We start from the raw sequence: 23562 nt of genomic DNA, 5'->3' as shown, positions 1-23562 counted from the left end.
TACCATGACAAAAGAAGCAGAAAACGAAATAGAGATCGACCCAAAATTAAGCCGCTACTTGCATGCTCTCTCCTCTGTTTGTCTAAATCAGAAGCGGCTCGCGTATTATTTGGCCATCCACGAATACAACCGCCTGCGCGATACGTTTTTGCGGCTTCGTATTGATGACAGATGGGATACGGGAGATGCCACTAAAACGCAAGAGCGCTTGGCTTGGTTTCTGGAGCATGGGCGGAGAGTTGAATTTGATCAGCATCGCCACGTATTATCTGCACTTGGCGCTGCCAATCGTTCCAACTACATCGCATCCTTAAAAAAAGGCGATATGGAGTCAGCCCGGCAGTTGATCGTGTACTCGTACATGAACAGACTCCCACAAGCCGGCATTGCCGCCTTTGATTACGCCTGGTATCTCATTATTTGCAAAGCAGGCGCCCAGCAGTCCTATCTTCCCAAGGCAGAGGCCATAGAAAGCATGTTGGACGTAGCCAAGCGGATCCAACTCGCCTACTCGAGCTGGGAAGAGTATTTATTTGCCTATGCGTGTGGCAATCTTTACGACGAAGCAGGTGCGTCCAAAAATACGAGTAAAGCAACCGAAGCTCACATTTTGAAGCTCCTGACGGGTAGGTACAGTCCGATCCGTGAATTTGATTGGAAGTTTGATCTCACTCCTTACGTGCCCTCATGCCAAGTAGAAAGCGTGCCTTCATTTAACAGCTAAGCTTACGAAAAAACGTTTCCCTCGGACTTTTCGCTTTGTCCAACGGGAAACGTTTTTTATTCTAGCAGCAAGTCTCGATAGAGAGCTTCTTACGCCTTTTCCGATAGGTCCTTCACCATGTGACTCAATTTATGCCCGCTTACGATCACTGTCCCATCCTCACGATAGCCGAGCGATTCATACAGCTTACGCGCACGCGGTTTTTCCTCGTCAACGAGCAAAGCGATTCGGTCATGCCCGCGCTGAATCGCTTCTTTTTCAAAAGCATCCAGCAGAAGTGATCCGATCCCCTTCCCTCTGCATGAGGAATCAACCGCGACAGAATCCAAATAAAATTCGTCATCCTTTGCTTCTTTTACAAGCGTAATCTTCTCACCAGTCAAACGTTGGACATGCTCAACGAAGGGGCGATCAAGCACCTCTGTTTGGCTCCCATGATAAAAGAGTGCCAATCCTACCGGTACATCTCCATCCATGGCAATCACCGCGTTTTCGTAGCTGAGTCGGTTGTTTTCCTTCGTAAAAAACTCCTCCATCATACGAATCGCATCTGCTGCCTCCGTTGCACCTGTCAACGTATGTGCGATATCTCCAATGGCATCATAAATTAATGGGGCAGCAAAAGCTGCGTCTGTGGGTTCCGCTTTGCGTATCATGTGTTTCCTCCTTGCGTTTCGAGCATTCGCACGACACGTTTCGTTTCTTTTTCTACCATACACACTTTCATTGTGTCACAATCTGGCAAGCTGATCGAGCTTTCCCAACAATCGTTCACAGATCAGCAACAATGGAACCGCTCTCATTTTCTAAGAGCGGTTCCATCTTTTTCGCATCGACTTTCTTTAGCCTATCATTTTTTCAATCGTCAGCTTGCGATCATGCCGCAAATCGAGAAATTCACCCATTCTTCTTACCAACGGACGCATCGGTTCATCTTGATGAATAAGAATTACTTCTACTTCTTCCCCGCTACTCAATTTCGCCTTCGCGCCTACGTACAGCAAGGCAATGTAGCGGACAAACTGCGCAACGATCTCCACGTTCAACGTGCCGCTACATGCTTCCTTCCAGAGGAGCTGTGCCGCCTCAAATGGGGACGACCTCCCTTTGTACACACGATCAGAACAGATCGCATCAAACATGTCGGCAACGGCGAGCACCTGACATTCGATTGGAATGCTATCGCCTTTTCTTTGCTCCGGATAGCCAGACCCGTCGAGTCGCTCGTGATGCAGCAAGGCACACAATGCTAAAAGCTCAGACCCACCCTTCATCTCACGGATTATCTCATAGCCGAAGACGGTATGCTTCTTCATGATCGCAAATTCCTCTTCAGTTAGCTTGCCTGGCTTGAGCAATATTTCCTTCGGTACCCTCATTTTTCCAATGTCATGCAAAAATCCGGCTGTCCCCATGAATGCTACTCGCTCTTCATCCCATTTCATCAATCGAGCAATGAGCGAACAGAGAATGCCTACATTTAATGAATGGCGGTATGTATAGCTGTCTGCGCCTTCCAGTACGTACAAGTTCCGGAACAGCCCCAAATGCTTCCTCGATTTTTCTGCTACATCAAAAAAGATGTTGGAAAAATGATCAAGACTTGGTGCCCCGCCAACTGTCAGTTCATCAAAGAGTAGTCTCGTTTTGTCGAGGGCTTGTACATAAGCTGCAACGGTCTCAGAATCTGCCTCTAATTGGAATAGTTGAGAAGTCACTTCCTCACCGGTTCCCTCTGTAAGACTCTGTATGATATCAACCTCACGGACTCGTTGCTTTTGCAATAGGATCACATGGGCAGGCGTGATCGTCGTGTTTTGTCCCAGCAGCAATATTCCTTGTTCTGTGTACACATCTGCCGCTAATACTTGCCCAATCAGTGAGAGATCAACAGTTGCTAAAGGCATACAATCAACCTTTCCAGTCTCCGTCTTTTTACTCAAATTATAGAAAGGAAGCGGTTGAGTTACAATCCCTTTTTCGACAATTCATAACTTTGCTGGAGCACGGGACGTTTCATTATTCGCATACATATGATATCAAGCAAATGTCAGTGGTTTGATCAAGGAGGGACGAACGTCTCATGACGACGCTGTACATCACACCAAAAGCGTGGAAACAGATTGAGCAGGCCGTACGAAAAAAACCCTCGCTGGAAACAGGAGGGATCATGATGGGATACCCACTTGGTGAGGATAGATGGGTCGTAACGTATGCAAGTGAACCAGGCCCAAATGCAATTCACCAGCCACATTCTATATTTTTCGATGACATGCATCTCAAAAAGCTCGTCCGCAAATTAAGCAGGCATCGACAATGGAAATATATTGGTGATTGGCATAGCCATACGGTAAAACGCCTATCTCCCAGCAAAGGTGATAAGAGAACCATTTGGGCAAAAGCGTCGCAGTCCATGTACATGTCCTCTTCTCCCCTCATGCTGATCGTCGGACTAGGTAAAAACAATCAAATTAACGCAAGAGGCTTCATCCTCGGAAATACTCTTCGCGAGGTTGGGAAGATTGAGCTGTATGATCGGCAAGCTCAGCAACAGCTCGGTGAAAAAGCTCCATAGCCTGGTTTTTTCCCCAGCTCGGCTGATTTTCTGCCACGACACAAATGGCGTATCGCGGCTCTTCTAACGGAGCGTACCCGAGAAACCACAGATGGTTGTTTCCATTCACATCCCCGATTTGTGCAGTCCCGCTTTTGCCTGCCACCTGCCAAGCGGAATTCATGAGCATCTGTCCTGTTCCCACTGTGACGACTTTGCGCATCATTTTTCGCAATTTGTTGGCTGTGACGTAGTCAATTCCGTCCAAAGAGAGCTCCTGCTCAGGGAATGTATGGAACGATTGACCATTTCGGTATGCGATCTCTTTTACCAGCCGTACTTGAGAGCTTTGACCGCCACGCAAAATCGTTACCATCATATTGGCTGCTTGCAAGGGGGTAATGCGTACATCCCGCTGACCGATGGCGCTTTGAATCAGGACGCCTTCATCGTCGCGGGATATACCCTCTGCAAAGACTCTACCCGGCTCTTCGCCATCCAGCTGCTTGAAATTTTTGAGTTTATACAAATGAGGGGTGACATGCCCCACTTGAGTGGTCAAGCCCAGCTTTTTTGCATATTCCTCCAACTTGGCTCCGCCCACCATCTTGGCGATATGGGCAATAGCAATGTTGCAGGATTGGGCATATGCTTCTTCCAGTGTCACACTGCCGTGACCTTCTTTTTTCCAACAGGAGAATTGGTACTTCCCGTACTCCCCTGTACATGTGAAACGGTCAATGGGAGAAACGATTCCTTCCGCCAAGGCGGCTGCTGCCACGACTGTTTTATAGACAGAACCAGGCGGGAGTTGTTTGAATGCGCGATTCTTCCAGTCGCTCGTGTTTCCTATAACATTGGTTTGATCATAGGTAGGGCGGCTAACAGCTGCAAGAACATCGGCTGTTTGTGCGTCCAAAACGACGATACTGCCCTCTTTTAACCCTACTTGATCGGCTGCTGCCTCCATGCTTCTCTGGATTGCTGCATCCAAGGTAGTCGTTAATGAAAGCGGATAGTATTGATTCGACTGCTTCGTGTAGCGAATATCCAGCCCTCGGAGCGGCTGTCCGTGCCCATCTACATAATAGGACAAGACTGAAGGCTCTACTCCCTGTAAAAACCGGTCAAAGCTTCGCTCCAGACCTGATGCCCCCAGTGTGCTCTCGGCATTCATTTTGCCGCTTGTCCATTCATCTGGATACAGCTTCTGCACCATGTCGGGATTCTTATGGATAAAGCCAATCAAATGCTTGGCTACTTCATCAGCGCGGTATCGCTCTGTCACCGCCAATGCCACAACTCCTGGGATGGCAAGGGCATTGATTTCCTCAGCCTGCCGCTCAGTGAGCATCACCAGCTTTCCGGACTCCTCTCGCATGAGCAGTGGTACTTTTGCCTTCTCCATGGTCTCCGACAACCGATCCTTGGATTCTCCAGTTATTTGAGCCAACCGCTGCAAGCCATCTGTTCCTTGCAGGCTCCCACGCGCCAACGGGAACAAGATCAAGGCGAGATGCTCTTCTCCAGTAAAGGCGTACCCATTCCGATCCACGATATCGCCACGTCCGCTATGCAGGACGATGCTTTGCTGTCTTTGCTTTACTGCTGCCTTTACCAAGTCAACGCCATGCCGAGAAAACCGATGGGGCGATCCGAGCTGAATCCACCACAAGCGCACGACCAAACCGAGCCATAACAACGACATGGACAGCAATACAAGAAAATGACGTCTTTTAATTCGTCGATCCAGCTGCATCGAATTCCCTCCCTGGCTTTTTTCACCAGTATTGCCGGAATGCACGCGCCAGAAACAACGAACAAAGAAAAAAGCACACCGTACGTCACGGGTGCGCTTTCAAGTGTTTATGATTGATTGGTGAATTGTTGCTTCTCCAACAAAATATTGCTGATCTTCGTGGACAACAGATCCAACGCTACTCGGTTGTAGCCGCCCTCTGGAATGATGACGTCTGCGTATCGCTTGGTCGGCTCAATAAACTGCAAGTGCATTGGTCGAACGACGTTTAGGTACTGTGTTACGACAGAATCGAGAGAACGACCGCGCTCTTCGATGTCACGTACGATTCGGCGTGCAATTCGTACATCCGCATCGGTATCGACGAATACCTTGATATCCATCAAATCACGAATCCGCTCATCCTCCAGAATCAGCATTCCTTCCAAAATGATGACATCCTTCGGGTCGACTTGGATTTGCTCCGGCTTGCGATTATGCACCTTGAAGTCGTAGATCGGTTTTTGGATCGCTTTTCCTTGCATTAGCTCCTGCAAATGCGCAAGCAACAAATCGTTGTCAAAAGCGAAGGGATGGTCGTAGTTAGTCAACGCCCGCTCTTCTGGGCTTAAATGGCTTTGATCCTTGTAGTAGGAATCCTGCTCAATCATCGTTACACTATCATTTTGGAACTGGCGGTACAGCTCCTTTGCTACAGTCGTTTTTCCAGAACCACTGCCTCCCGCTACCCCAATCAATACGGGGTTACCCATGCTTCATGTCCCCTTCCTCATGATGCTTTACACATATACGACCCTATGTTTTTACTTCTTTTTCATACTGATGGCCAACCCGTCTCCGACTGGAATAAATGTCGTTTCTAAATCAGGACGCTCCATCAGATGCGAATTATAAGAAAGCAGCTTGTCCACCATCGGACGCTGGCGCTTGCCCGCTTCTTCAGGGGTCGCCACCAGTCCTCGGAACAGGACATTGTCGCTGATTACCAAACCGCCTTCACGAAGAAGCGGTAGATATAAATCGAGGAATACTCGATACTGCCCTTTGGCCGCATCGATAAACAAGCAGTCAAATTGATACGACTCCGGCAGCCCTAAAGTGGCGTCACGTGAGAGTATTTCCACACGATCTGCACAGCCTGCTTCTTTTATATTTTCCCGTGCTCTCACCAATCGATCTTCATCTATGTCCATCGTGACAATTCGCGCTTCCGGTGCAGCTTCTGCAAGCCAAATGGTAGAATAGCCAATTGCCGTACCCACTTCAAGAATCGCTTTGGGACGATGCAGCAATAATAACATCCGCATGACTTGAGCGGAAGGGAGCTGCACAATCGGAATGTTTTCCTCTGCCGCCTCCTGCTCCAGTCGCTTGAGCAGCGGGGAACGCTCGGGAACCAGGCTTGACACGTAGTCGTCAATTGCCGGATTGGTAATCATGATTTCACTCCTCTTTCGTTACAACCGAATTATTATAGCACACCTTAGGAAAACTTGGCTACGTCAAGCACTGTTGCCTGCATGCAAAAAAAGAGGAAACCTGGTTAGTTTCCCCTGCTTTTCTTATCATTTGCTTCATGCTCTTGCAGTGTTTTGGAAAAGTAATGCTCGGACGTTCCGTCTTTTTTCGTCACGTAGAAAAAGTAATCGTGTTTGGTCGGATTGACGACTGCTTCAAGCGAAGCTCTGCCAGGGTTGGCAATCGGCCCAGGTGGCAATCCAGGATTTGTGTACGTGTTGTACGGGCTTTTTACTTTTAAGTCCTCAAAGGTCAGACGATCCCGTTGTTTGCCGAGAATAAACTGGACGGTAGCATCAGCCTGCAACGGCCACTTGTCGCGAATCCGATTGTAGTACACGCCTGCAACAAGCGGACGCTCCTTGTCTACTGTTACTTCACGCTCCACAATTGATGCAAGATTAACTGCTTCATCCATTGTTAAATCGCGCTGCTTCAACTGCTCTGTCCACTCTGGCTTCCATTCCTTTTGGAATTGAGCCAGCATACGCGAGACGACATCATGTGCCTTAGCGTCTTTGTCCACCTCATACGTTTCGGGGAACAGATACCCTTCCAGACGGTGTTTTCGGTCTGCTTGCTTCGGTATGGCTGCGACAAAAGGATAGTCGGGGAATGCACCTTCATTTACTTCTTTTAAGAATGCTACCTTCTCTACAATGCCTTCTTTATCGAGATGATCGGCAATTTGTTCGACATTCCAGCCTTCTGGGATCGTAAATCGGTTCGCATTGATCACCGTATTACCTTCCACCATGGCGGTTAGTATCTCGTCGATGGCTTGGCCAGTCGTAAATTGGTATTCTCCCGCCTTAAGTTCAGGCGCCATCCCTTTATACTTCACGTAGTAATTAAATACATCGGCATTTCGGATCAGACCTTGTTCTTCTAGTAGTCTACCGATCTTTTGTACGGATGAACCGGACGGAATCGCCACGTTCTTCACCGTCTGTTCACCAGCAACGGGCTGTAATTGCTGGTACACGTACCACGCTGCTCCTCCCGCCGCTAAAATGATCAACAACAAAAAGGCAACCAGCCACATTACAATTCGTCCGCCGCGTCTGCGTCGATGCTTCACTGGGCGTCCGGGGTTAAAATCAGGCTTCGCTGACATTGGTTTCAAGCTAGAAATCCTCCCTTTAGGGTCTCTTTATCTCCATCCCATCCATTATACAAGAGGCTTATCCAACTGTCACTTCATGGGTGATTTTGGCGAAAAAGGACATAAAAAAAGAGCCCGCCAATTGCGGACTCTCTTTCCACGGGTCTATTAAATGCCGTCTTTCTCCAAATCAGCGATCAATGTTTCGAAGGTAGCTTCTACTTGCTCCCACTCTTCATCATCCTCGATTGGCTGGAGCATGTCTGTACCGTCATAACGCAGGAAGTGAACCTCGTACTCTTCTTCCTCTTCCTGATCTACTGGTACGAGCACCAAATAGCTGCGGTCTTCAATGTCAAAAATGTACATGATACGAAAATCTCGCGGTTCCTCGGTACCTTCTTCCGTCAGCGCGATCACATCGCCCACTTCGAACTCTTCCATCATCTCTTCACTCATTGTGGTCACCTCGATTTCGCGTCCAGATATCCTTGGAGGATTAAAGTGGCCGCCATTTTATCTATCACTGTCTTTCGCTTTTGACGGCTGACATCAGCAGAGATCAGCATACGCTCTGCCGCCATCGTCGTCAAGCGTTCGTCCCACATGTGGACAGGAAGAGACATGCGTTCCTCCAAAAGCTTGCCAAATGCTTGACACATTTCAGCACGCGGGCCTATGGTTCCGTTCATGTTTTTGGGCAAACCAACGACGAAAGCCCCAATTTGATACTGCGAAACTAATTCGCTCAGGCGGGCAAGATCCTTTTCCTTGGATTGTCGCTTGATGGTCTCTACACCTTGCGCAGTCCATCCCAACTCATCGCTGACAGCCACTCCAATCGTCTTGTCGCCTACATCCAACCCCATCAATCGTGTCATCGTAAAGGTCTACTTGCGCTCTGACAAGTAAACGGTCACCAACTCTTCTATGATTTTATCCCGTTCCAATTTGCCAATCAGGCTCCGCGCGTTGTTGTGGCGTGGGATAAACGCCGGGTCGCCAGAAAGCAAGTAACCGACGATCTGGGTGATCGGGTTGTATCCTTTTTCCTGCAGGGCTTTGTACACCTCTGTCAATGTTTCTTGGACATCCGCCGCATTCGCTTCCTTGGGCACCGTGAATTTCATGGTATTATCCAACGAACTCACAATCAACACCTCGATTTCCTTTGAGACTCTTTTGGGTACATACTCTTCTTTGTATTCGACTCAGATTTAGTTTACTCCTGTCGATTATACAAATTTCTCTTGCAATCGCACTATTTCGCTACTGCTTGACTCTTCACGAAGTCAACCACCGCATCCAGTGCTTCTTGCAGCTTGGATGGGTCCTTACCACCGGCTTGTGCCATATCAGGACGTCCACCGCCGCCGCCACCGCAACGAGTTGCGACTTCCTTAATGATCTTGCCAGCGTGAATGCCTTGATCCATGAGATCTTTGGTTACACCTGCAACGAGGTTCACCTTGTCGCCATCGACCGCACCCAAGACAATTACAGCGGAGCCGAGCTTGTTTTTCAGCTCATCCACCATGCCGCGCAGGTTGTCCATATCGACAGCGGAAACACGTGCAGCGAGTACATTCATACCGTCTACTTGTTGGAGTTTATCCGTCAAAGACGCTGCCTCGATGTTCCCCAGCTTTGCACGCAAGGACTCGTTTTCGCGCTGTACTTCTTTTAATTGTTGTTGCAGACCTTCTACACGTGCAGGTGCTTCTGCCAGCACCGGTGCTTTGAGTGCTTGCCCCACTTCTTTGAGCGTAGTGAACTGCTGGTTCAAGAACTGATATGCGCCGCGTCCTGTTACTGCTTCGATCCTGCGCGTACCTGCACCGATACCGCTCTCGCTAACCAGCTTGAACAGACCGATTTCCGCGGTATTGTTCACATGGCATCCACCGCACAGCTCCAGGCTGTATTCGCCCACTTTTACAACGCGTACAACGTCGCCGTATTTTTCACCGAACAACGCCATCGCACCCATCGCTTTTGCCTCGGCCAATGGTTTGTTGGAGATCTCGACACTCAGGTTTGCCCACACTTTTTCATTCACGATCGCTTCGATACGCTCCAGCTCTTCTGGAGTAATGGAGCTAATGTGAGTGAAGTCAAAACGGAGACGCTCTGGTGCTACCAAGGAACCTGCCTGATTGACATGCGTTCCAAGGACATCCTTGAGTGCTTGATGCAGCAAGTGAGTCGCTGTATGGTTTTGTGTGATAGCCAGACGTGCTTCACGGTTCACTTCCGCGCGAATCTCATCGCCTTTGCGCAGGGTACCTGCTTCGACGATGACGGAATGTACATTTTGACCCATTGGTCCTTTTTGTACATCTGTCACTCGTGCTTTCACGATATCAGAAATCAGGAAGCCTTCATCATTGATCTGACCGCCGCTTTCTGCATAGAAAGGCGTTTGGCTCAGAACGACTTGTACAGTTTGACCTTCTTCTGCTTCTTCTACCAGCTGGTTGTCCAAAATAATCGCTTCAACTTTACCTGTTGCTACCAATTCAGTATAACCAACAAATTGGCTCGTAACCGTCAAATCAGACAATGGACCACCTTGGATTTGCATGCTGTCAACATCTTGACGTGCTGCACGTGCACGCTCGCGCTGTTCTTCCATCGCTTGATCAAAGCCATCGCGATCGACAGTCAGCCCTTGCTCGTCTGCGAAGTCTTCTGTCAAGTCAACAGGGAATCCATACGTATCGTACATTTTGAACACGTCTTGACCAGACAGTTGTGTCTTTCCGTTTTCTTTTGCTGCTTTTACCATGTCAGACAGGATCGCCAGACCATCATTCAGTGTCTCGTGGAAACGCTCTTCCTCGGCACGAATGACTTTTTCGATAAACGCACGCTTTTGGACAACCTCTGGGTAGAATTCGCCCATCATCGTGCCGACTGTCTCAGTCAAGCTGTACAGGAATGGCTTCTCTACGCCCAGCTTTTTCCCCATGCGTACGGCACGGCGAAGCAGACGGCGAATGACATAGCCACGTCCTTCATTGGATGGAAGCGCACCGTCACCGATCGCAAACACAACCGTACGTGCATGGTCAGCGATAACCTTCAGAGCTACATCCATCTCAGGGCTTGTTTTATACTTCACACCGGAGATTTCCGTGGTCTTTTCGATCAGCGGGAACAGCAGGTCTGTCTCAAAGTTGTTGTCTACGCCTTGGATGACAGACGCCATGCGCTCAAGACCCATTCCCGTATCAATGTTCTTCTTAGGCAGCGGAGTGTAGGTACCGTCTGGATTGTGGTTGAACTGAGAGAATACCAGGTTCCATACTTCCAGGTAACGCTCGTTCTCCCCACCTGGGTATAGTTCAGGGTCGTTCGGGTCGTTTCCGAATGCTTCTCCACGGTCATAGAAAATCTCCGTATTTGGTCCACTCGGGCCTTCTCCGATATCCCAGAAGTTGCCCTCCAGTCGGATGATTCGCTCTTCTGGAACACCGATTTTCTTGCTCCACAGCTCAAATGCTTCTTCGTCCTCTGGGTGAATGGTAACGGAGAGCAACTCTGGATCAAAGCCGATCCATTTGGGGCTCGTCAAAAACTCCCATGCCCATTCAATCGCTTCTTCCTTGAAGTACTCACCAATAGAGAAGTTACCCAGCATTTCAAAAAAAGTATGGTGGCGAGCAGTACGTCCCACATTTTCAATGTCGTTTGTACGAATAGACTTTTGCGAGTTCGTAATACGCGGGTTATCCGGGATAATGCGGCCGTCAAAGTATTTCTTGAGAGTTGCCACACCGCTGTTGATCCACAGAAGGGAAGGATCGTCGATCGGAACCAATGGAGCGCTAGGCTCAATGCGATGTCCTTTTTCTACAAAAAAGTCGAGGAACATCTGGCGGATTTGATTGCCTGTCAGCTTCTTCATCTACATTCTCCTCATCTAAAAATAAAAAAAGCCCCCATCCCCTCAGGGACGAGAACTGATTTCTCGCGGTACCACCCTGCTTACAGGCTCGCTACACGTTTCTGAGTCAAGGCCTGTCGCTTAAGTGGCGTCTAACGGTGCCAAGCCGCCGGGTTTTGCCCGGTCTTAGGAGTAGCCTTCTGCTGCTCTTCTTTTGGTCGCCCTCTCAACCATGGAGCGCCCTCTCTGTAAAAGGTCTGCAACATACTCGTTCCCTCATTGATTTCACATAAATCACTTTGTCCATATTATAAATATTTTACCTGATCACTGTCAACTTTCATGCATCATGACAGCAATTCGGCTGATGACCACTTTGCAAACGACAAGAATTGGGACCGCAACGATAAGCCCGACGATCCCTCCTACAGTCTCCCCCACCAGCAGTGCCAATATAATGAGAAGCGGGTGCAAATGCAAAGAACGTCCAACGATGTTGGGAGACAAAATGTTCCCTTCTACAATTTGAATGATGAGATTGACAACGACAACCAGTAACAGTGTCTTGGTGGAGATCGTAATCGCGATCACAACTGCCGGTGCCGCCCCAATCAATGGTCCGATGTACGGAATGATATTCGTGAGACATACGAATGCTGCCAGCACAAAAGGATACGGCATGCCGATCCACCAGTAGCCTAAGTATGCGAAAACGCCTACGATCAGGGCGACCATCATTTGTCCATGTATGTATTTGCCTAAGGATTCATTAATATCCCGCAGGACAATCAGCACTTGCTTCCGATAAGCCTTTGGAACAATCGACATCCCGGTCTCATGCAATTGCTTCATATCCTTCAAAAAGTAAAAAGCGATAAACGGCACGATAGCAAAAGCGAACAGCTTTCCCATCGAATGCCTGGCGTTGTCTACTATTTTCGCTACCGAATGAGACATCCCCTCATTTGACTGGATGATCACCCGGTCCACACCCTTCGAGATACTATCCGGCAAGAAATATTTTCGTGCCTCCCATTCACTCATCCATGTATAGTACCAATCCATCAGGCGGGGAATATCGTCTGACAGCTCCACCAATTGTTTCGTAAAAATAGGGATAGCGTTAATGATCGCAATCGTAATCACCAATACAAATGATCCATATATGAGCAGGACTGCCATCAAGCGTGGAACCCTTCTTTTTTCCAACAATTGCACGACCGGATGGAGCAGGTAAGCAATGACGAGTCCCAATATAATGGGAACGAGCACTTCCTTTATGAGCGAAAACAACTGTGACAGGACTGGTCGGAGCAGCCAAAGCAGATTGCCGATGACCAAAAGTGTGATGACCCAAACAGCAGCTGCAAATAGACGACTTCGCCGAAGTTCATCCACTTTCCCCCAACTCCTCTCTATTTGCCTACATCTTTTTTAGCTTGTCTCATTCTCATAAATTTCATGTAACCTATTGACACACAATTTCGTGTTCAGTAGTATGTAATTACAAGAGGATATCTCCAAAGGGGAGTAGCTTTTTCGCAACATAGTCGTCATTACGGGATTTTTCCCCGGCTATGTTGGCAACATTTTCGTAAATGTTGTAAGCAAGACCTTTGCCGACCAGGTAAAAGGTTTATTTTTGTTTTTCAAACGACCTTTTCCTGTATCGGGAAAGGTCGTTTTCTTTTTCACCCCTTTACACACACTATAGGAGGTATCAAGAAAACGGCCAGCGGATTATTCGCTTCCAAAATGGATTAGGAGGAGGAAGAGAAATGGATTTATTGTTAACACCTGAGTTCTGGACTGCATTACTCTCTATCGTTATCATCGACCTAGTGCTGGCCGGGGACAATGCCCTCGTCATCGGGATGGCGGCTCGTAACCTGCCTGCTCATCAGCAAAAGCAAGCTATCATCTGGGGGACGGTTGGCGCAATTATCATTCGTGCATTGGCGACACTTGCTGTCGTTTGGTTGCTGAAAATTCCTGGTCTGCTGCTTGTAGGTGGTTTGATTCTCATTTGGATCGCCCTCAAGTTGCTGATTCAAGATAATGGTCATGAGAATATGAAGGCAAGCGGAACACTTGGAGCAGCGATTTGGACGATTATCGTAGCCGACACAGTAATGGGCTTGGATAACGTTATCGCGGTTGCTGGTGCAGCACATGGTGATTTCCTTCTGGTAGTTATCGGTTTGATCATCAGTGTTCCGATCATGGTATGGGGTAGCACATTGATCTTGAAGCTGATCGAGAAATATCCGATCGTTATTTATATCGGTTCGGCAGTATTGGCGTATACCGCTGCGGGCATGGTAACGAACGAGAAATTCCTCGCACCGTTCTTCACTGCTTACCCTTGGGTGAAATGGGTATTCATCGTAGCTGTTGTGGTTGGTGTCCTGTTGATCGGACGCATGAAAAGCCAACAGCAAAAACGCTTGGCAGAACAATCTTAATGTAAAGCAAGGCTCCGTCGTTTCCGCGACGGAGCTTTTTCATGCAGGTCAAAAAAAGCACCCGAACACAGTGTATGTTCGGGTGTTTATTTACGTTCCAATTCATATGTTGTGTTAACGAGTAACGGCACGCATCAGCTTGCGTCCTGATTTCCACATACGCGTTACATCACGCATAGAGAAGGGCAACTGATTCCAATTCAGTGAAAACCGACTGCGACGTCGCGGAGCCAACCAATAGCCAATGATCGCCACAATTCCGCTTGTGGCAAGAACCCCCAACAGGCTTCGAGTGAACAAGCGTGCCACCTCCATTGGTTTTGCCGCTCAAATCCACTACATATTCAAGTGAGCGGTTACTGTCTGATCCTCAATAAACAGATCGTTGAGCGAATGCAAGGATCCATCTTCCTCAACTTGGTAGACAGAAGCGATCTGCTCATTGGAAACGCTCATTTCTATAAAGCAGTTCCAGCAATAGTATTGATTGGTTCCAATCTTTCCTACGTCTTTGGAACTGCAATTCGGGCATATGACACGCATCACGCTTTTCCTCCCTTTCACGCCTGGCCACGAACTAGTCCGGCACGATCAGGTTTTCTTCCCCGATGATAACGGATGCTGGTGCAGGGAGGCGTTTTCGACCTTCCGTAATATCTGCAAACCAGCCATTCGATAGTTCGTACCCTACAAGTTTCTCCCAGTTGGCTGAAAAGTAAACGTCTTCCAGCCTCCCCAAACACTCTCCGGAAGCGGTAATCACAGCTTTTCCTCTTAACTTCGTCTTTCCCGTCACAATGCCGACAGGCTCTAGTCCGGCGAGATGAGGTAAGGGCGTGATCGCGTCTTTTCCCGATACGGTAAGGCAGGACTCCCCGACCGCATGAATATGTTCGGTAGGAATATAGGTACCTGATTGGAACCAGCCCTGTTCGCTCAGCAAGACTCCTCGTACATGCCAAGTGGAGTCGCAAAGAATGTCACGCACGGTTCCAATCGTCTCCCCTGTTTGGAGGCAAACAACTGGCAAGCCGACTGCATCCATTGCCTTGCGCATGTGGGACATCCCCCTTCCGCCTTGTTAGTATCAGGCGAAATGGACACGTCCATTCGGCGCAAATGGTTCCAACTTCACTCTTGCTTTAGCCGTTCCTCCAGGTAGCTGTACCTTACGCCCTCCTCATCAGACTCTACAGCAGCACGGAACGCATCCGGCTCTCCACACATGATGAGGAATGATTTGCTCCGGGTAATCCCGGTATAGACCAACTTGCGTCTGAGCATGCGGTAGTAGCTTTTGACAAACGGCATAATCACAATCGGAAATTCGCTGCCTTGAGACTTATGAACCGAGCAGCAGTAGGCAAGCGTCAGCTGATGGTAATCTGAACGCTTGTACACCACTTCCCTGTTATCAAAGGCAGCGACCAGCATCTCCTGGTTCTCCGCATTTTCATTCGGGAAAAAGATGGCGACGATCTCACCCATGTCACCGTTAAACACCTGTTCTTCAGCATTGTTCACCAATTGCAGAACCTTGTCTCCGGTACGGAAGGTCGTCTCTCCGAAAGTTACTTCACGCTTTTGAGGCGTTTTCGGATTAAACAGCTCCTGCAATTCTTCATTCAACCGGTTCACACCGGCATTACCTTTATAGATAGGGGCTAATACCTGAACATCTTTTGCCGTATATCCTTTTTTTACGGCTCCGAAGCAAATTTGTTTCACTGCTTCCGGAACTTCTTGTGGCAAACTTGTGAAGAATCGCCGATCCGGGGTAGTGTGAAGCAAATCTGCCGGTACATTCCCCTTGCGCACATCATGGGCCAACCGAATAATGGTAGACTCTTCTGCTTGCCGATAAATTTCTGTCAGCTGCACCAAAGGCAGCAATCCAGATCGGATCATATCCAACAGGACGTTGCCCGGTCCTACTGAAGGCAACTGGTCAGGGTCACCTACCATGATGATCTGCATGTCGTCTGGGACCGCACGAAACAATTGATTTGCGAGCCAGATATCGACCATGGACATTTCATCCACAATTAAAAGTCGGCCACGGATTGGGTGCTCTGCGTCATGCTCGAAGCTCTCCCCTTTGTAACCGAGCAAGCGATGGATGGTCATTGCCGGTAAGCCCGTAGTTTCTGTCATACGTTTTGCTGCACGTCCAGTAGGAGCCACAAGGAGGATCGGGAACGGATTTTCTTCGTTGTATTTTTTCAAGTCCAAAGACAATCCATGGAGCTGAGAAAAGACGCGACATATCCCGCGAATCACTGTCGTTTTCCCCGTACCAGGTCCCCCTGTCAACAGCATCAGACCCGCTTTGATCGCCTGTTCAATGGCATCACGCTGCGTCTGGGCATACGTAATCCCCAGCTCATCCTCGACCGTCCCTATTGCACGGTAAAATTCCGAAGTCGGGAACGTACCGAATTCATCCCGTGCAGCGAAGTGACGCAGTCTTTTGGCTAAACCGAGCTCGGCAAAAAACAGGGAGGGCAAATACACCCGCTCATCTTCCCAGGCAATTTTGCTCGACACAAACAGGGCTTCTACTGCCAGCTGAATATCTTCTCCAGAAAAGACGTGCCCCCCGCACTCTTCAAGAAGGCGCAGCGTTTTTTCACAAAGCTCCTCTACAGGCAGATAAACATGTCCCTCTGAATACGATGCCTCCTGCAACACAAAGAGAGCCGCCGCCTTCACACGTTCTTCTGAGGAAGCAGCGATTCCAGTTGCTCGTGCAATGTCATCTGCCCGCTTAAAGCCGATTCCTACGACATCCTCAATCAACCGGTAAGGCTCTTCCTTCAGCACTGTCATCGTTTCCAGCTTGTAGGTCTGATAAATACGCAGCGCCATGTTCACACCAATGCCGAAGTCGTACAAGAAAACCATGGCACTTTCCAAGGAACGATGCTCAACTACTGAATCATAGATCGTTTTGGCACGTTGTTCTGATATGCCTGGTACCTCAGCCAATCGCTCCGGGAAGTCCGCGATAATCGACAGCGCATCTACCCCGAGCTGCTCGACAATTCGTTTGGCCATCTTCTTTCCGATCCCTTGAAACAAGCCACTGGCTAAGTAGCGCTCAACCCCAGCCAATGTTTTCGGCGTTTCACGTTCATAGCGCTTAGCTACGTACTGCTGTCCAAAACGAGCATGTGTTTTCCATTCACCGTAAAAGGTGTACAGCTCATCTGGATGCGGGCGAGGAAAATTACCGACAATAATGACTTCCGATTCTTTAATCGATTCGGTAGTCTCTTCTATCTTAAGACGGATAACTCCGTACCAGGTTTCTTCATTGTAAAAAATTTCTTGAGAAACAAATCCTCGAATAAAGTTTTCCGCAAACAGCGAGATTGACTGCTGCTCGTCCATCTAAACGCCTCCTTACATAAAAACCGTTCCAGAAAGGAAAAATCCACTTCTCTTGAAAGTGGATTTCTCATATGCTCGTCTTAAATTGTAAATCGTTTTACTTGTTCTGACAACTGCTCGGCCATTTTCGCAAGCATTTCGGATGCTGCCGTCATTTCCTCGGACGTTGCTGACTGTTCTTCAGACGCTGCTGCCACTTCCTGTGTATCTCTTGCCGCTGTTTCTGCAAGTCCAGCTATTTTTTCGGAGTGACTCACCAATTGGACTGTATCGCGATGAATCGCTTGTGCTGCTTCGTTCATACGATGCACTTGCTGGCTGACGTCTTGAACGGCCACTAATATTTGCTGGAAGCTGTCTCCTGCCTGGGCCACTCCTTCCCGTCCATCCTGTATAGCGACTGCAGTCGTTCCCATTTCCGATACAGCGGCGAGAATATCTGTATGGATCGAATGAATCAAGCCTGCGATCTCTTCTGCAGCCCCGCCCGATTGCTCAGCCAGCTTACGTACCTCCTGGGCAACAACCGCAAAGCCTCGTCCCTGTTCCCCCGCCCGTGCAGCCTCGATAGCGGCATTCAGAGCCAATAGATTTGTCTGGTTGGATATTTGACGAATGGTCGTGATGATTCCGATGATTTGCTCGGATTGAGAACCAAGCTCCCGGATAACCTGCTCCGTGCGGCGGGCATGATCGGTGATTTGATCCATTTCTTGTACGAGCTCTTGCAGCTTTCCTTCCCCAACCTGTGCCAAACGATTCGCATCTGTCGCATCAGCATTGACTTGAGAGGTTGAGGCTGCAATGAGTTGGATATCTCCACCGATGCGAGACAAAAAGCGAACTGTATCCGTCACCGTTTGTTTTTGTTGTTCGGAGCCTGTAGCGATTTCCGAAGAAGCCATGGAAATCTGTTCGGAAGCACGCGCACTTTCTGTCGCACTCGCTGTTAATTCCTCCGAGGCTGCCGCGACCTGTTGGGCTACTCGCTGCACCTCGTTGACCATACTGCGAAATACTCCCATCATCTCATTGTACATCGATGATAATTCCCCAAGCTCATCCCGGGAACGGACAGTAACTTGCGTGGTCAAATCTCCAGTCTCTGCACGTTTCATTGCCAAAACCAGCTCTTTTAGCGGTCGTACCAGCTTGTTGACAATAAAAATGCCTGTGATTAACGCCAAGCTAGCACTGATCAAGTTGAGGAGAAACATCATCGGACGACTGCTCTCAATCGTCGTCAGCAAATCATTCTCGTAGCTGCCAATGACAAGAATCCACCCGTTCGGCAGCTGCTTATACGCCGCCACTTTGGTAGAGCCTCCGAATTCATATTCGATCCAGCCGTTTTTTTGAGCAAGCATGACTTGCGTGAATTGTTCATTCGCCAAAGAGGTATTCTCGACTTTCGGATCTGGATGAAAGATGGCGATTCCACTTGCATCCAGGATATAGGCATAGCCAACCATGCCATTTGGCTTGTAATATTTTTCGGCCACCTCGCGTGTTATTTCGTTAATTTTCTGTCTGTTTCCCTCACTATTCGTTGTATCTTGAGCGTAAACAGCCAGCTCACGTGCCTTTATTTCCGTTATGTATTGCAAGTCAGATACAGCCAGCTTGTACAGCGCGCTGCGCGCATTTTCAAATTGGATATAGCCGACGACCATTAATGGGAGCATGGTTAGGATGAGTATCGTAAACACCAGTTTGTAGCGAATAGAGTAGCGTCTGGCCAACATGAAAGTCCTCTCCTTATCGGATGATCCGAATTGTATAGTAGTTCTTCAGGATTAGTACTACAGCATCATTTTACCATCCTCTTCCACAATTCACCACAAACGCCAATACGAAAACCGCTTTTGCTCAAATGAAAAAACCGCTTGGCTTCATCCAAACGGCTTTCATCCTTCGTTATTCGCGCACCAAGCGCTTCACAATCGCAGCAACCGCTGTAGCAGCCTGATCCGCCTCTTCCACCGTATTCGTAATCCCAAAGCTGAAACGAATGGCTGAGTGAGCAATCTTCTCATCCAAGTGCATTGCTTTTAGAACGTGTGACAGCTCTAATGATCCAGATGTACAAGCGGAGCCGCTCGCTGCTGCAATCTTGGCGATATCCAGATTCATCAGCATGGTTTCGGTATGGGCACCAGGGAAGGACACATTTAAAATATGTGGCAATGCCTGCTCGCGATGTCCATTCAGGCAGAACGAAATTCCTGCTTCTTGCCAGACTGCGATCATCGTTGCTTTCATCTGTTCATACTTTTCAACCCGTTTCGCCATTTCCTCGCGAGCGACCCTTGTTGCTTCGGCAAACCCAACAATCCCGGCCAGGTTTTCCGTACCCGCTCTGCGTTTGCGCTCTTGTGAACCGCCGTGCAAAATCGGGGAAAACGGAACCTTACGCGCTAAATACAAAGCGCCGACTCCTTTTGGACCATTAATTTTATGGGCGGATACCGAGAGCATATCAACCGGCAGCTTCCGTGCATGGACTGGCAGTACACCAAAAGCCTGTACGGCATCCGTATGAAAAACAATCCCTTTTTCACGTAGGAAGGTACCGATTTCCTCGATCGGCTGGATCGTTCCAACTTCGTTGTTCCCGTACATGATGGACACGAGTACCGTATCCGGGCGAACCGCTTGTTTCAGGTCCTCCAAGCGGACCATGCCTGTCTGGTCAACAGGCAAGTACGTCACTTCAAAACCTGCCTGCTCTAAAAATTCACAAGCATGCAAGACTGCATGGTGTTCGATTTGCGAAGTAATGACGTGACGACCACGCTCGCGTTGTGCCATTGCTGCGCCGATGATTGCCATATTGTCTGCTTCAGTCCCGCCACTCGTAAAGATGAGCGATTGCGGATCAGCATCCATAAAGTCGGCTATCGTGTCTCTCGCATGCTCCAACGCTTTTCGCGCTTCGCGACCTGCACCATGGACACTCGATGGATTCCCGAATACTTGCGTCAAATAGGGAGTCATAGCAGCAACTACCCGCGGATGTACCGGCGTAGTAGCTGCATGGTCAAAATACATTAGATCTGACACTGCTGTCACCTTCTACCAACTTATAGTACGTGTTCAAAAAGTCGGCTTTTTAGCACCGAGAAGATGGCGAGAACCGAACGAAGGAGGAGCAGAGTGTAGGTAATCTACATGAGCACCGGACTTCGGAGGTGAACGCCATATTCGATGTCGAATTAGCTTTCTGAGCTACTTCGTGATCGAAAGACGACTTTTTGAACAACCTCTTATATTCTAGATGTAAAACATATAATTATCGGCAGGACCATCGTCTTCAAAACTGATCAAGTCGTGAAGGGAAGTCGAATCCAGAACAGCAGAAATACTATCCCGAATACGCAGCCATAAAAAGCGCTTAGCCGGATCTTCTTCCTCTGCAAATTCCACAGGGCTGATCGGTCCTTCCAGCACACGAATCACATCGCCAGCAGAAATCTCATCCGGCTGCTTTGCCAGAACGTAACCTCCATATGCGCCACGAATGCTTTTTACCAAACCCGCATTACGCAGAGGTGCGATCAATTGCTCCAAATAATGCTCGGACAAATCGTGTTTTTGGGCGATGCTCCGCAGGGAAGTCGGCCCTTCTCCGCAACGGTTGGCCAATTCCATCATGATCGTCAGCCCGTAACGTCCTTTCGTTGAAATCTTCACGTTAACAACTCTCCTCTTTGTATCGGTAATACGTGCCCGCCCCCTACATGTCTTCAGTATCGCGGGACACACTAACATCTTAGGGGGTGATATGCAGATGACAACGAACAAACGCTCGGAACGAGGTCGCAACCACCCGTCCGACACCTTGTACGACCAACCCGCAGGCACGATTGCTCACAAAGCCCGTTACGGTGCCAGTGAGCAGAGCAAACAGCCGAATGAAAACGGTGATTTGCCCAATAAACCAGGCGGAAATGTCCGCACTTAACATGTTAGCTCCCCCATTATTCGGGGGAGTTTTTCCTTGGCAATCCACGTTCATCCATCTTCTGTCTTTCTTCCTGGAAGCGGCGAATGTGACGCTCATAGCCATGGTCCCTTGGCTGGTAGAACGAGTAGTTTACACCGTCAGGCAGATACTGTTGAGGTACGTACCCATATGGATAGTTATGCGGATACAGATATCCCTGACCGTGTCCCAGCTTCGCAGCTCCCTTGTAAGCAGAATCTCGCAGATGAATCGGTACTTGCTTGTGGCCATCCGTTCGGATACGATCCAACGCAGAATTAATTCCGTTGTAAGCGGCATTACTTTTGGGTGCGGTTGCCAGGTACGTCGTTGCTTGAGCTAAAGGGATACGCCCTTCAGGCATCCCCACCAATTCTACCGCCTGAAAGCAGGAAATCGCAACTGTGATCGCTTGCGGGTCAGCATTTCCGATGTCCTCTGAAGCCGAAATGACCAAACGGCGAGAAATGAACCGCGGATCTTCTCCGGCATCAATCATTCTCGCCAACCAGTAAAGAGCTGCGTCCGGATCAGAACCACGAATGGATTTAATAAAAGCGGAAATCGTGTCGTAATGGTTGTCCCCACTCTTATCGTAGCGTACAGCCCTGCGCTGAATGGATTCTACGGCGACGTCCAATGTCACCGTAATTCGTCCATCGGCTCCTGGTTGCGTTGTTGTCACCGCCAGTTCCAATGCATTCAGCAAACGTCTGGCATCCCCTTCTGCGTATTGAATCAAATGCTCTGCCGCTTCCGGTTCTACGGTAACAAATAGCTCTGCCAAGCCATTTTCTTCATCAGTCAGTGCCCGATCCATGACCTGCTTCAATTCCTCATGAGAAAGCGATTGAAGAGAAAATACTTGTGAACGCGACAAAAGCGCCGGATTCACCTCGAAAAAAGGATTCTCCGTCGTAGCACCGATCAAAATAATCGTGCCTTCCTCCACATAAGGAAGAAGGGCGTCCTGTTGCGACTTATTGAAGCGGTGAATCTCGTCTACGAACAAGGTTGTCCGCTGACTGTCCATGACGAGCCGTTCCTTTGCCGCGTCTACCACTTTGCGGATGTCAGCGACACCCGCGGTAACAGCATTTAACTCGGAGAAATGTGTACGTGTAGTTCGGGCAATGACTTTTGCCAGTGTTGTTTTCCCTGTTCCTGGAGGTCCGTAAAAAATGACAGAGGACACTTGATCTGCTTCAATCGCGCGTCGAAGCAGCTTTCCAGGAGCCAAAATATGCGATTGCCCGATTACATCCTGAATCGTTTGCGGCCGCATCCGCGCAGCCAATGGCTTCTGTTTGCCGCCACCCTGCTGGTCATAGGCAAACGTAAATAAATCATCCATGCTCCACTATCCTTTTACAGGCTGCCACTCCAAAATATCTCTTGCCACTACACTGGCCAAAATTAAACCAGCTACAGAAGGCACGAAAGCATTGCTCGCTGGAGGCATCCTCACTTTGCTAATCGGTGAATTCGGGTTGGAAACTATCTGTTCGCGTACATCGACACGTACGGTTACGGGAATCTCACGGGAATAAACAACTTTAACCCCTTTGTAGATACCGCTTTTCCGCAGCTCACGACGAATGACCTTTGCAATCGGATCATAACTCGTTTGGGAAATATCGGCAACCTCAAAACGGGTCGGGTCCATTTTGTTCGCCGCACCCATGCTAGAAATAATAGGGATATTGCGACGCTTCGCTTCCTTAATCACATGGAGCTTCGCGGACATGGTATCCATCGCATCCACGATGTAATCCAGTTCATGCTCGAATAGCGCATCCGCTGTTTCTTCATTGTAGAACATATTGAGAGTTACGACCTCGCACTCTGGATTGATCGTCGCAATACGCTCCTTCATGAGCTCAGCCTTTTTTTGGCCGACTGTGTTCAGCGTCGCATGAATTTGGCGGTTGATGTTCGTGATGTCTACTACATCCTTATCTACCAAAACGAGCTTGCCTACACCTGTACGCGCGAGCGCTTCTACTGTAAAGGAGCCGACTCCGCCAATTCCTAATACAGCAACGCGGCTATTTTTCATTTTTTCCAAACCTTCGGGACCGAAGGCCAATTCACAACGAGAAAATTGATGAAGCATATTTCGTGTCACCTTTCACAAGCGAGTTTATAGTCAATCGGAAAAGTAGGATTG

Annotated in this window: 24 protein-coding genes; 4 read left to right on the top strand and 20 right to left on the bottom strand. The window is 48.8% G+C overall.

The genetic code is table 11. The features are described 5' to 3' along the window. The first annotated feature begins 4 nt into the window (after nucleotides 1-4). Nucleotides 5-724, top strand: coding sequence for a DUF1266 domain-containing protein (locus C7R94_RS13390; RefSeq protein WP_106781853.1), 720 nt, complete (start codon nucleotides 5-7; stop codon nucleotides 722-724). A gap of 89 nt (nucleotides 725-813) precedes the next feature. On the opposite strand, the gene C7R94_RS13385 is transcribed toward C7R94_RS13390, so the two are convergent. Both C7R94_RS13385 and C7R94_RS13380 read right to left on the bottom strand, forming a co-directional pair. Next, entirely contained in the window at nucleotides 814-1380 is a 567-nt protein-coding gene (locus C7R94_RS13385; RefSeq protein ID WP_106781850.1) for a GNAT family N-acetyltransferase, read from the bottom strand. 186 nt (nucleotides 1381-1566) lie between these two features. Then, nucleotides 1567-2631, bottom strand: coding sequence for an HD-GYP domain-containing protein (locus C7R94_RS13380; protein ID WP_106781847.1), 1065 nt, complete (start codon nucleotides 2629-2631; stop codon nucleotides 1567-1569). A 176-nt stretch (nucleotides 2632-2807) separates the two neighbouring features. Between C7R94_RS13380 and C7R94_RS13375 the strand changes: the two genes are divergently transcribed. Further along, on the top strand, nucleotides 2808-3299 hold the full coding sequence (locus C7R94_RS13375) for a Mov34/MPN/PAD-1 family protein (protein ID WP_047072716.1): 492 nt from the start codon (nucleotides 2808-2810) through the stop codon (nucleotides 3297-3299). Here C7R94_RS13375 and C7R94_RS13370 read toward each other — a convergent pair. The 9 genes from C7R94_RS13370 to C7R94_RS13330 form a co-directional block, all read right to left on the bottom strand. Continuing rightward, on the bottom strand, nucleotides 3211-5037 hold the full coding sequence (locus C7R94_RS13370) for a peptidoglycan D,D-transpeptidase FtsI family protein (RefSeq protein ID WP_106781845.1): 1827 nt from the start codon (nucleotides 5035-5037) through the stop codon (nucleotides 3211-3213). The two genes, C7R94_RS13375 and C7R94_RS13370, sit on opposite strands and share 89 nt — an antisense overlap. Before the next feature lie 107 nt (nucleotides 5038-5144). Further along, on the bottom strand, nucleotides 5145-5789 hold the full coding sequence (gene udk / locus C7R94_RS13365) for a uridine kinase (RefSeq protein WP_047072721.1): 645 nt from the start codon (nucleotides 5787-5789) through the stop codon (nucleotides 5145-5147). Nucleotides 5790-5840: 51 nt separating this feature from the next. Continuing rightward, nucleotides 5841-6476: an O-methyltransferase gene (locus C7R94_RS13360; RefSeq protein WP_007727930.1), complete on the bottom strand. Its 636-nt coding sequence runs from the start codon at nucleotides 6474-6476 to the stop codon at nucleotides 5841-5843. Nucleotides 6477-6580: 104 nt separating this feature from the next. After that, a complete protein-coding gene (gene mltG / locus C7R94_RS13355; protein WP_106781842.1) occupies nucleotides 6581-7681 on the bottom strand; it encodes an endolytic transglycosylase MltG in 1101 nt (366 codons plus the stop codon). A 147-nt stretch (nucleotides 7682-7828) separates the two neighbouring features. Next, nucleotides 7829-8119 (bottom strand): DUF1292 domain-containing protein, encoded by a 291-nt coding sequence (locus C7R94_RS13350; RefSeq protein WP_005832492.1) that lies wholly within the window; start codon nucleotides 8117-8119, stop codon nucleotides 7829-7831. A 5-nt stretch (nucleotides 8120-8124) separates the two neighbouring features. Next, a complete protein-coding gene (gene ruvX, locus C7R94_RS13345; RefSeq protein WP_047072727.1) occupies nucleotides 8125-8541 on the bottom strand; it encodes a Holliday junction resolvase RuvX in 417 nt (138 codons plus the stop codon). Nucleotides 8542-8550: 9 nt separating this feature from the next. Continuing rightward, the gene (locus C7R94_RS13340) at nucleotides 8551-8811 is read right to left on the bottom strand and encodes an IreB family regulatory phosphoprotein (RefSeq protein ID WP_007727936.1); all 261 of its coding nucleotides are present in this window, start codon (nucleotides 8809-8811) and stop codon (nucleotides 8551-8553) included. Nucleotides 8812-8921: 110 nt separating this feature from the next. After that, the gene (gene alaS / locus C7R94_RS13335; protein ID WP_106781839.1) at nucleotides 8922-11570 is read right to left on the bottom strand and encodes an alanine--tRNA ligase; all 2649 of its coding nucleotides are present in this window, start codon (nucleotides 11568-11570) and stop codon (nucleotides 8922-8924) included. 312 nt (nucleotides 11571-11882) lie between these two features. Further along, complete coding sequence (locus C7R94_RS13330; RefSeq protein WP_106781836.1) at nucleotides 11883-12947, bottom strand: AI-2E family transporter; 1065 nt, start codon at nucleotides 12945-12947, stop codon at nucleotides 11883-11885. Nucleotides 12948-13327: 380 nt separating this feature from the next. Between C7R94_RS13330 and C7R94_RS13325 the strand changes: the two genes are divergently transcribed. Then, a complete protein-coding gene (locus C7R94_RS13325) occupies nucleotides 13328-14014 on the top strand; it encodes a TerC family protein (protein ID WP_047072733.1) in 687 nt (228 codons plus the stop codon). A 114-nt stretch (nucleotides 14015-14128) separates the two neighbouring features. Here the strand turns inward: C7R94_RS13325 and C7R94_RS13320 are convergent, their stop codons facing one another. The 7 genes from C7R94_RS13320 to cymR form a co-directional block, all read right to left on the bottom strand. Then, nucleotides 14129-14323 (bottom strand): hypothetical protein, encoded by a 195-nt coding sequence (locus C7R94_RS13320; protein ID WP_233220555.1) that lies wholly within the window; start codon nucleotides 14321-14323, stop codon nucleotides 14129-14131. A 27-nt stretch (nucleotides 14324-14350) separates the two neighbouring features. Beyond that, nucleotides 14351-14557 (bottom strand): hypothetical protein, encoded by a 207-nt coding sequence (locus C7R94_RS13315; protein WP_007717618.1) that lies wholly within the window; start codon nucleotides 14555-14557, stop codon nucleotides 14351-14353. Between the two features lie 34 nt (nucleotides 14558-14591). After that, nucleotides 14592-15071 carry a PRC-barrel domain-containing protein gene (locus C7R94_RS13310; protein ID WP_047072735.1) on the bottom strand — a complete coding sequence of 160 codons (480 nt, stop codon included), beginning with the start codon at nucleotides 15069-15071 and terminating at the stop codon, nucleotides 14592-14594. A 74-nt stretch (nucleotides 15072-15145) separates the two neighbouring features. After that, nucleotides 15146-17407, bottom strand: coding sequence for an SF1B family DNA helicase RecD2 (gene recD2, locus C7R94_RS13305; protein WP_106781831.1), 2262 nt, complete (start codon nucleotides 17405-17407; stop codon nucleotides 15146-15148). An 80-nt stretch (nucleotides 17408-17487) separates the two neighbouring features. After that, nucleotides 17488-19152 carry a methyl-accepting chemotaxis protein gene (locus C7R94_RS13300; protein WP_106781829.1) on the bottom strand — a complete coding sequence of 555 codons (1665 nt, stop codon included), beginning with the start codon at nucleotides 19150-19152 and terminating at the stop codon, nucleotides 17488-17490. Between the two features lie 172 nt (nucleotides 19153-19324). Continuing rightward, complete coding sequence (locus C7R94_RS13295) at nucleotides 19325-20470, bottom strand: cysteine desulfurase family protein (RefSeq protein WP_106781827.1); 1146 nt, start codon at nucleotides 20468-20470, stop codon at nucleotides 19325-19327. 210 nt (nucleotides 20471-20680) lie between these two features. Beyond that, nucleotides 20681-21100, bottom strand: coding sequence for a cysteine metabolism transcriptional regulator CymR (gene cymR, locus C7R94_RS13290; RefSeq protein WP_106781825.1), 420 nt, complete (start codon nucleotides 21098-21100; stop codon nucleotides 20681-20683). A 97-nt stretch (nucleotides 21101-21197) separates the two neighbouring features. On the opposite strand from cymR, the gene C7R94_RS30275 reads away from it, so the two are divergent. Further along, nucleotides 21198-21371 (top strand): hypothetical protein, encoded by a 174-nt coding sequence (locus C7R94_RS30275; RefSeq protein WP_162837766.1) that lies wholly within the window; start codon nucleotides 21198-21200, stop codon nucleotides 21369-21371. A 16-nt stretch (nucleotides 21372-21387) separates the two neighbouring features. On the opposite strand, the gene C7R94_RS13285 is transcribed toward C7R94_RS30275, so the two are convergent. Both C7R94_RS13285 and C7R94_RS13280 read right to left on the bottom strand, forming a co-directional pair. After that, nucleotides 21388-22746, bottom strand: coding sequence for a replication-associated recombination protein A (locus tag C7R94_RS13285; protein ID WP_106781809.1), 1359 nt, complete (start codon nucleotides 22744-22746; stop codon nucleotides 21388-21390). A 6-nt stretch (nucleotides 22747-22752) separates the two neighbouring features. Next, nucleotides 22753-23508, bottom strand: coding sequence for a tRNA threonylcarbamoyladenosine dehydratase (locus C7R94_RS13280; RefSeq protein WP_017247587.1), 756 nt, complete (start codon nucleotides 23506-23508; stop codon nucleotides 22753-22755). Nucleotides 23509-23562 lie beyond the last annotated feature (54 nt).

Source organism: Brevibacillus sp. NRRL NRS-603 (assembly GCF_003013445.1).
GTDB lineage: Bacteria > Bacillota > Bacilli > Brevibacillales > Brevibacillaceae > Brevibacillus > Brevibacillus formosus.
The sequence above is the reverse complement of the archived record's forward strand: the minus strand, read 5'-3'. Positions and strand labels throughout refer to the sequence as shown.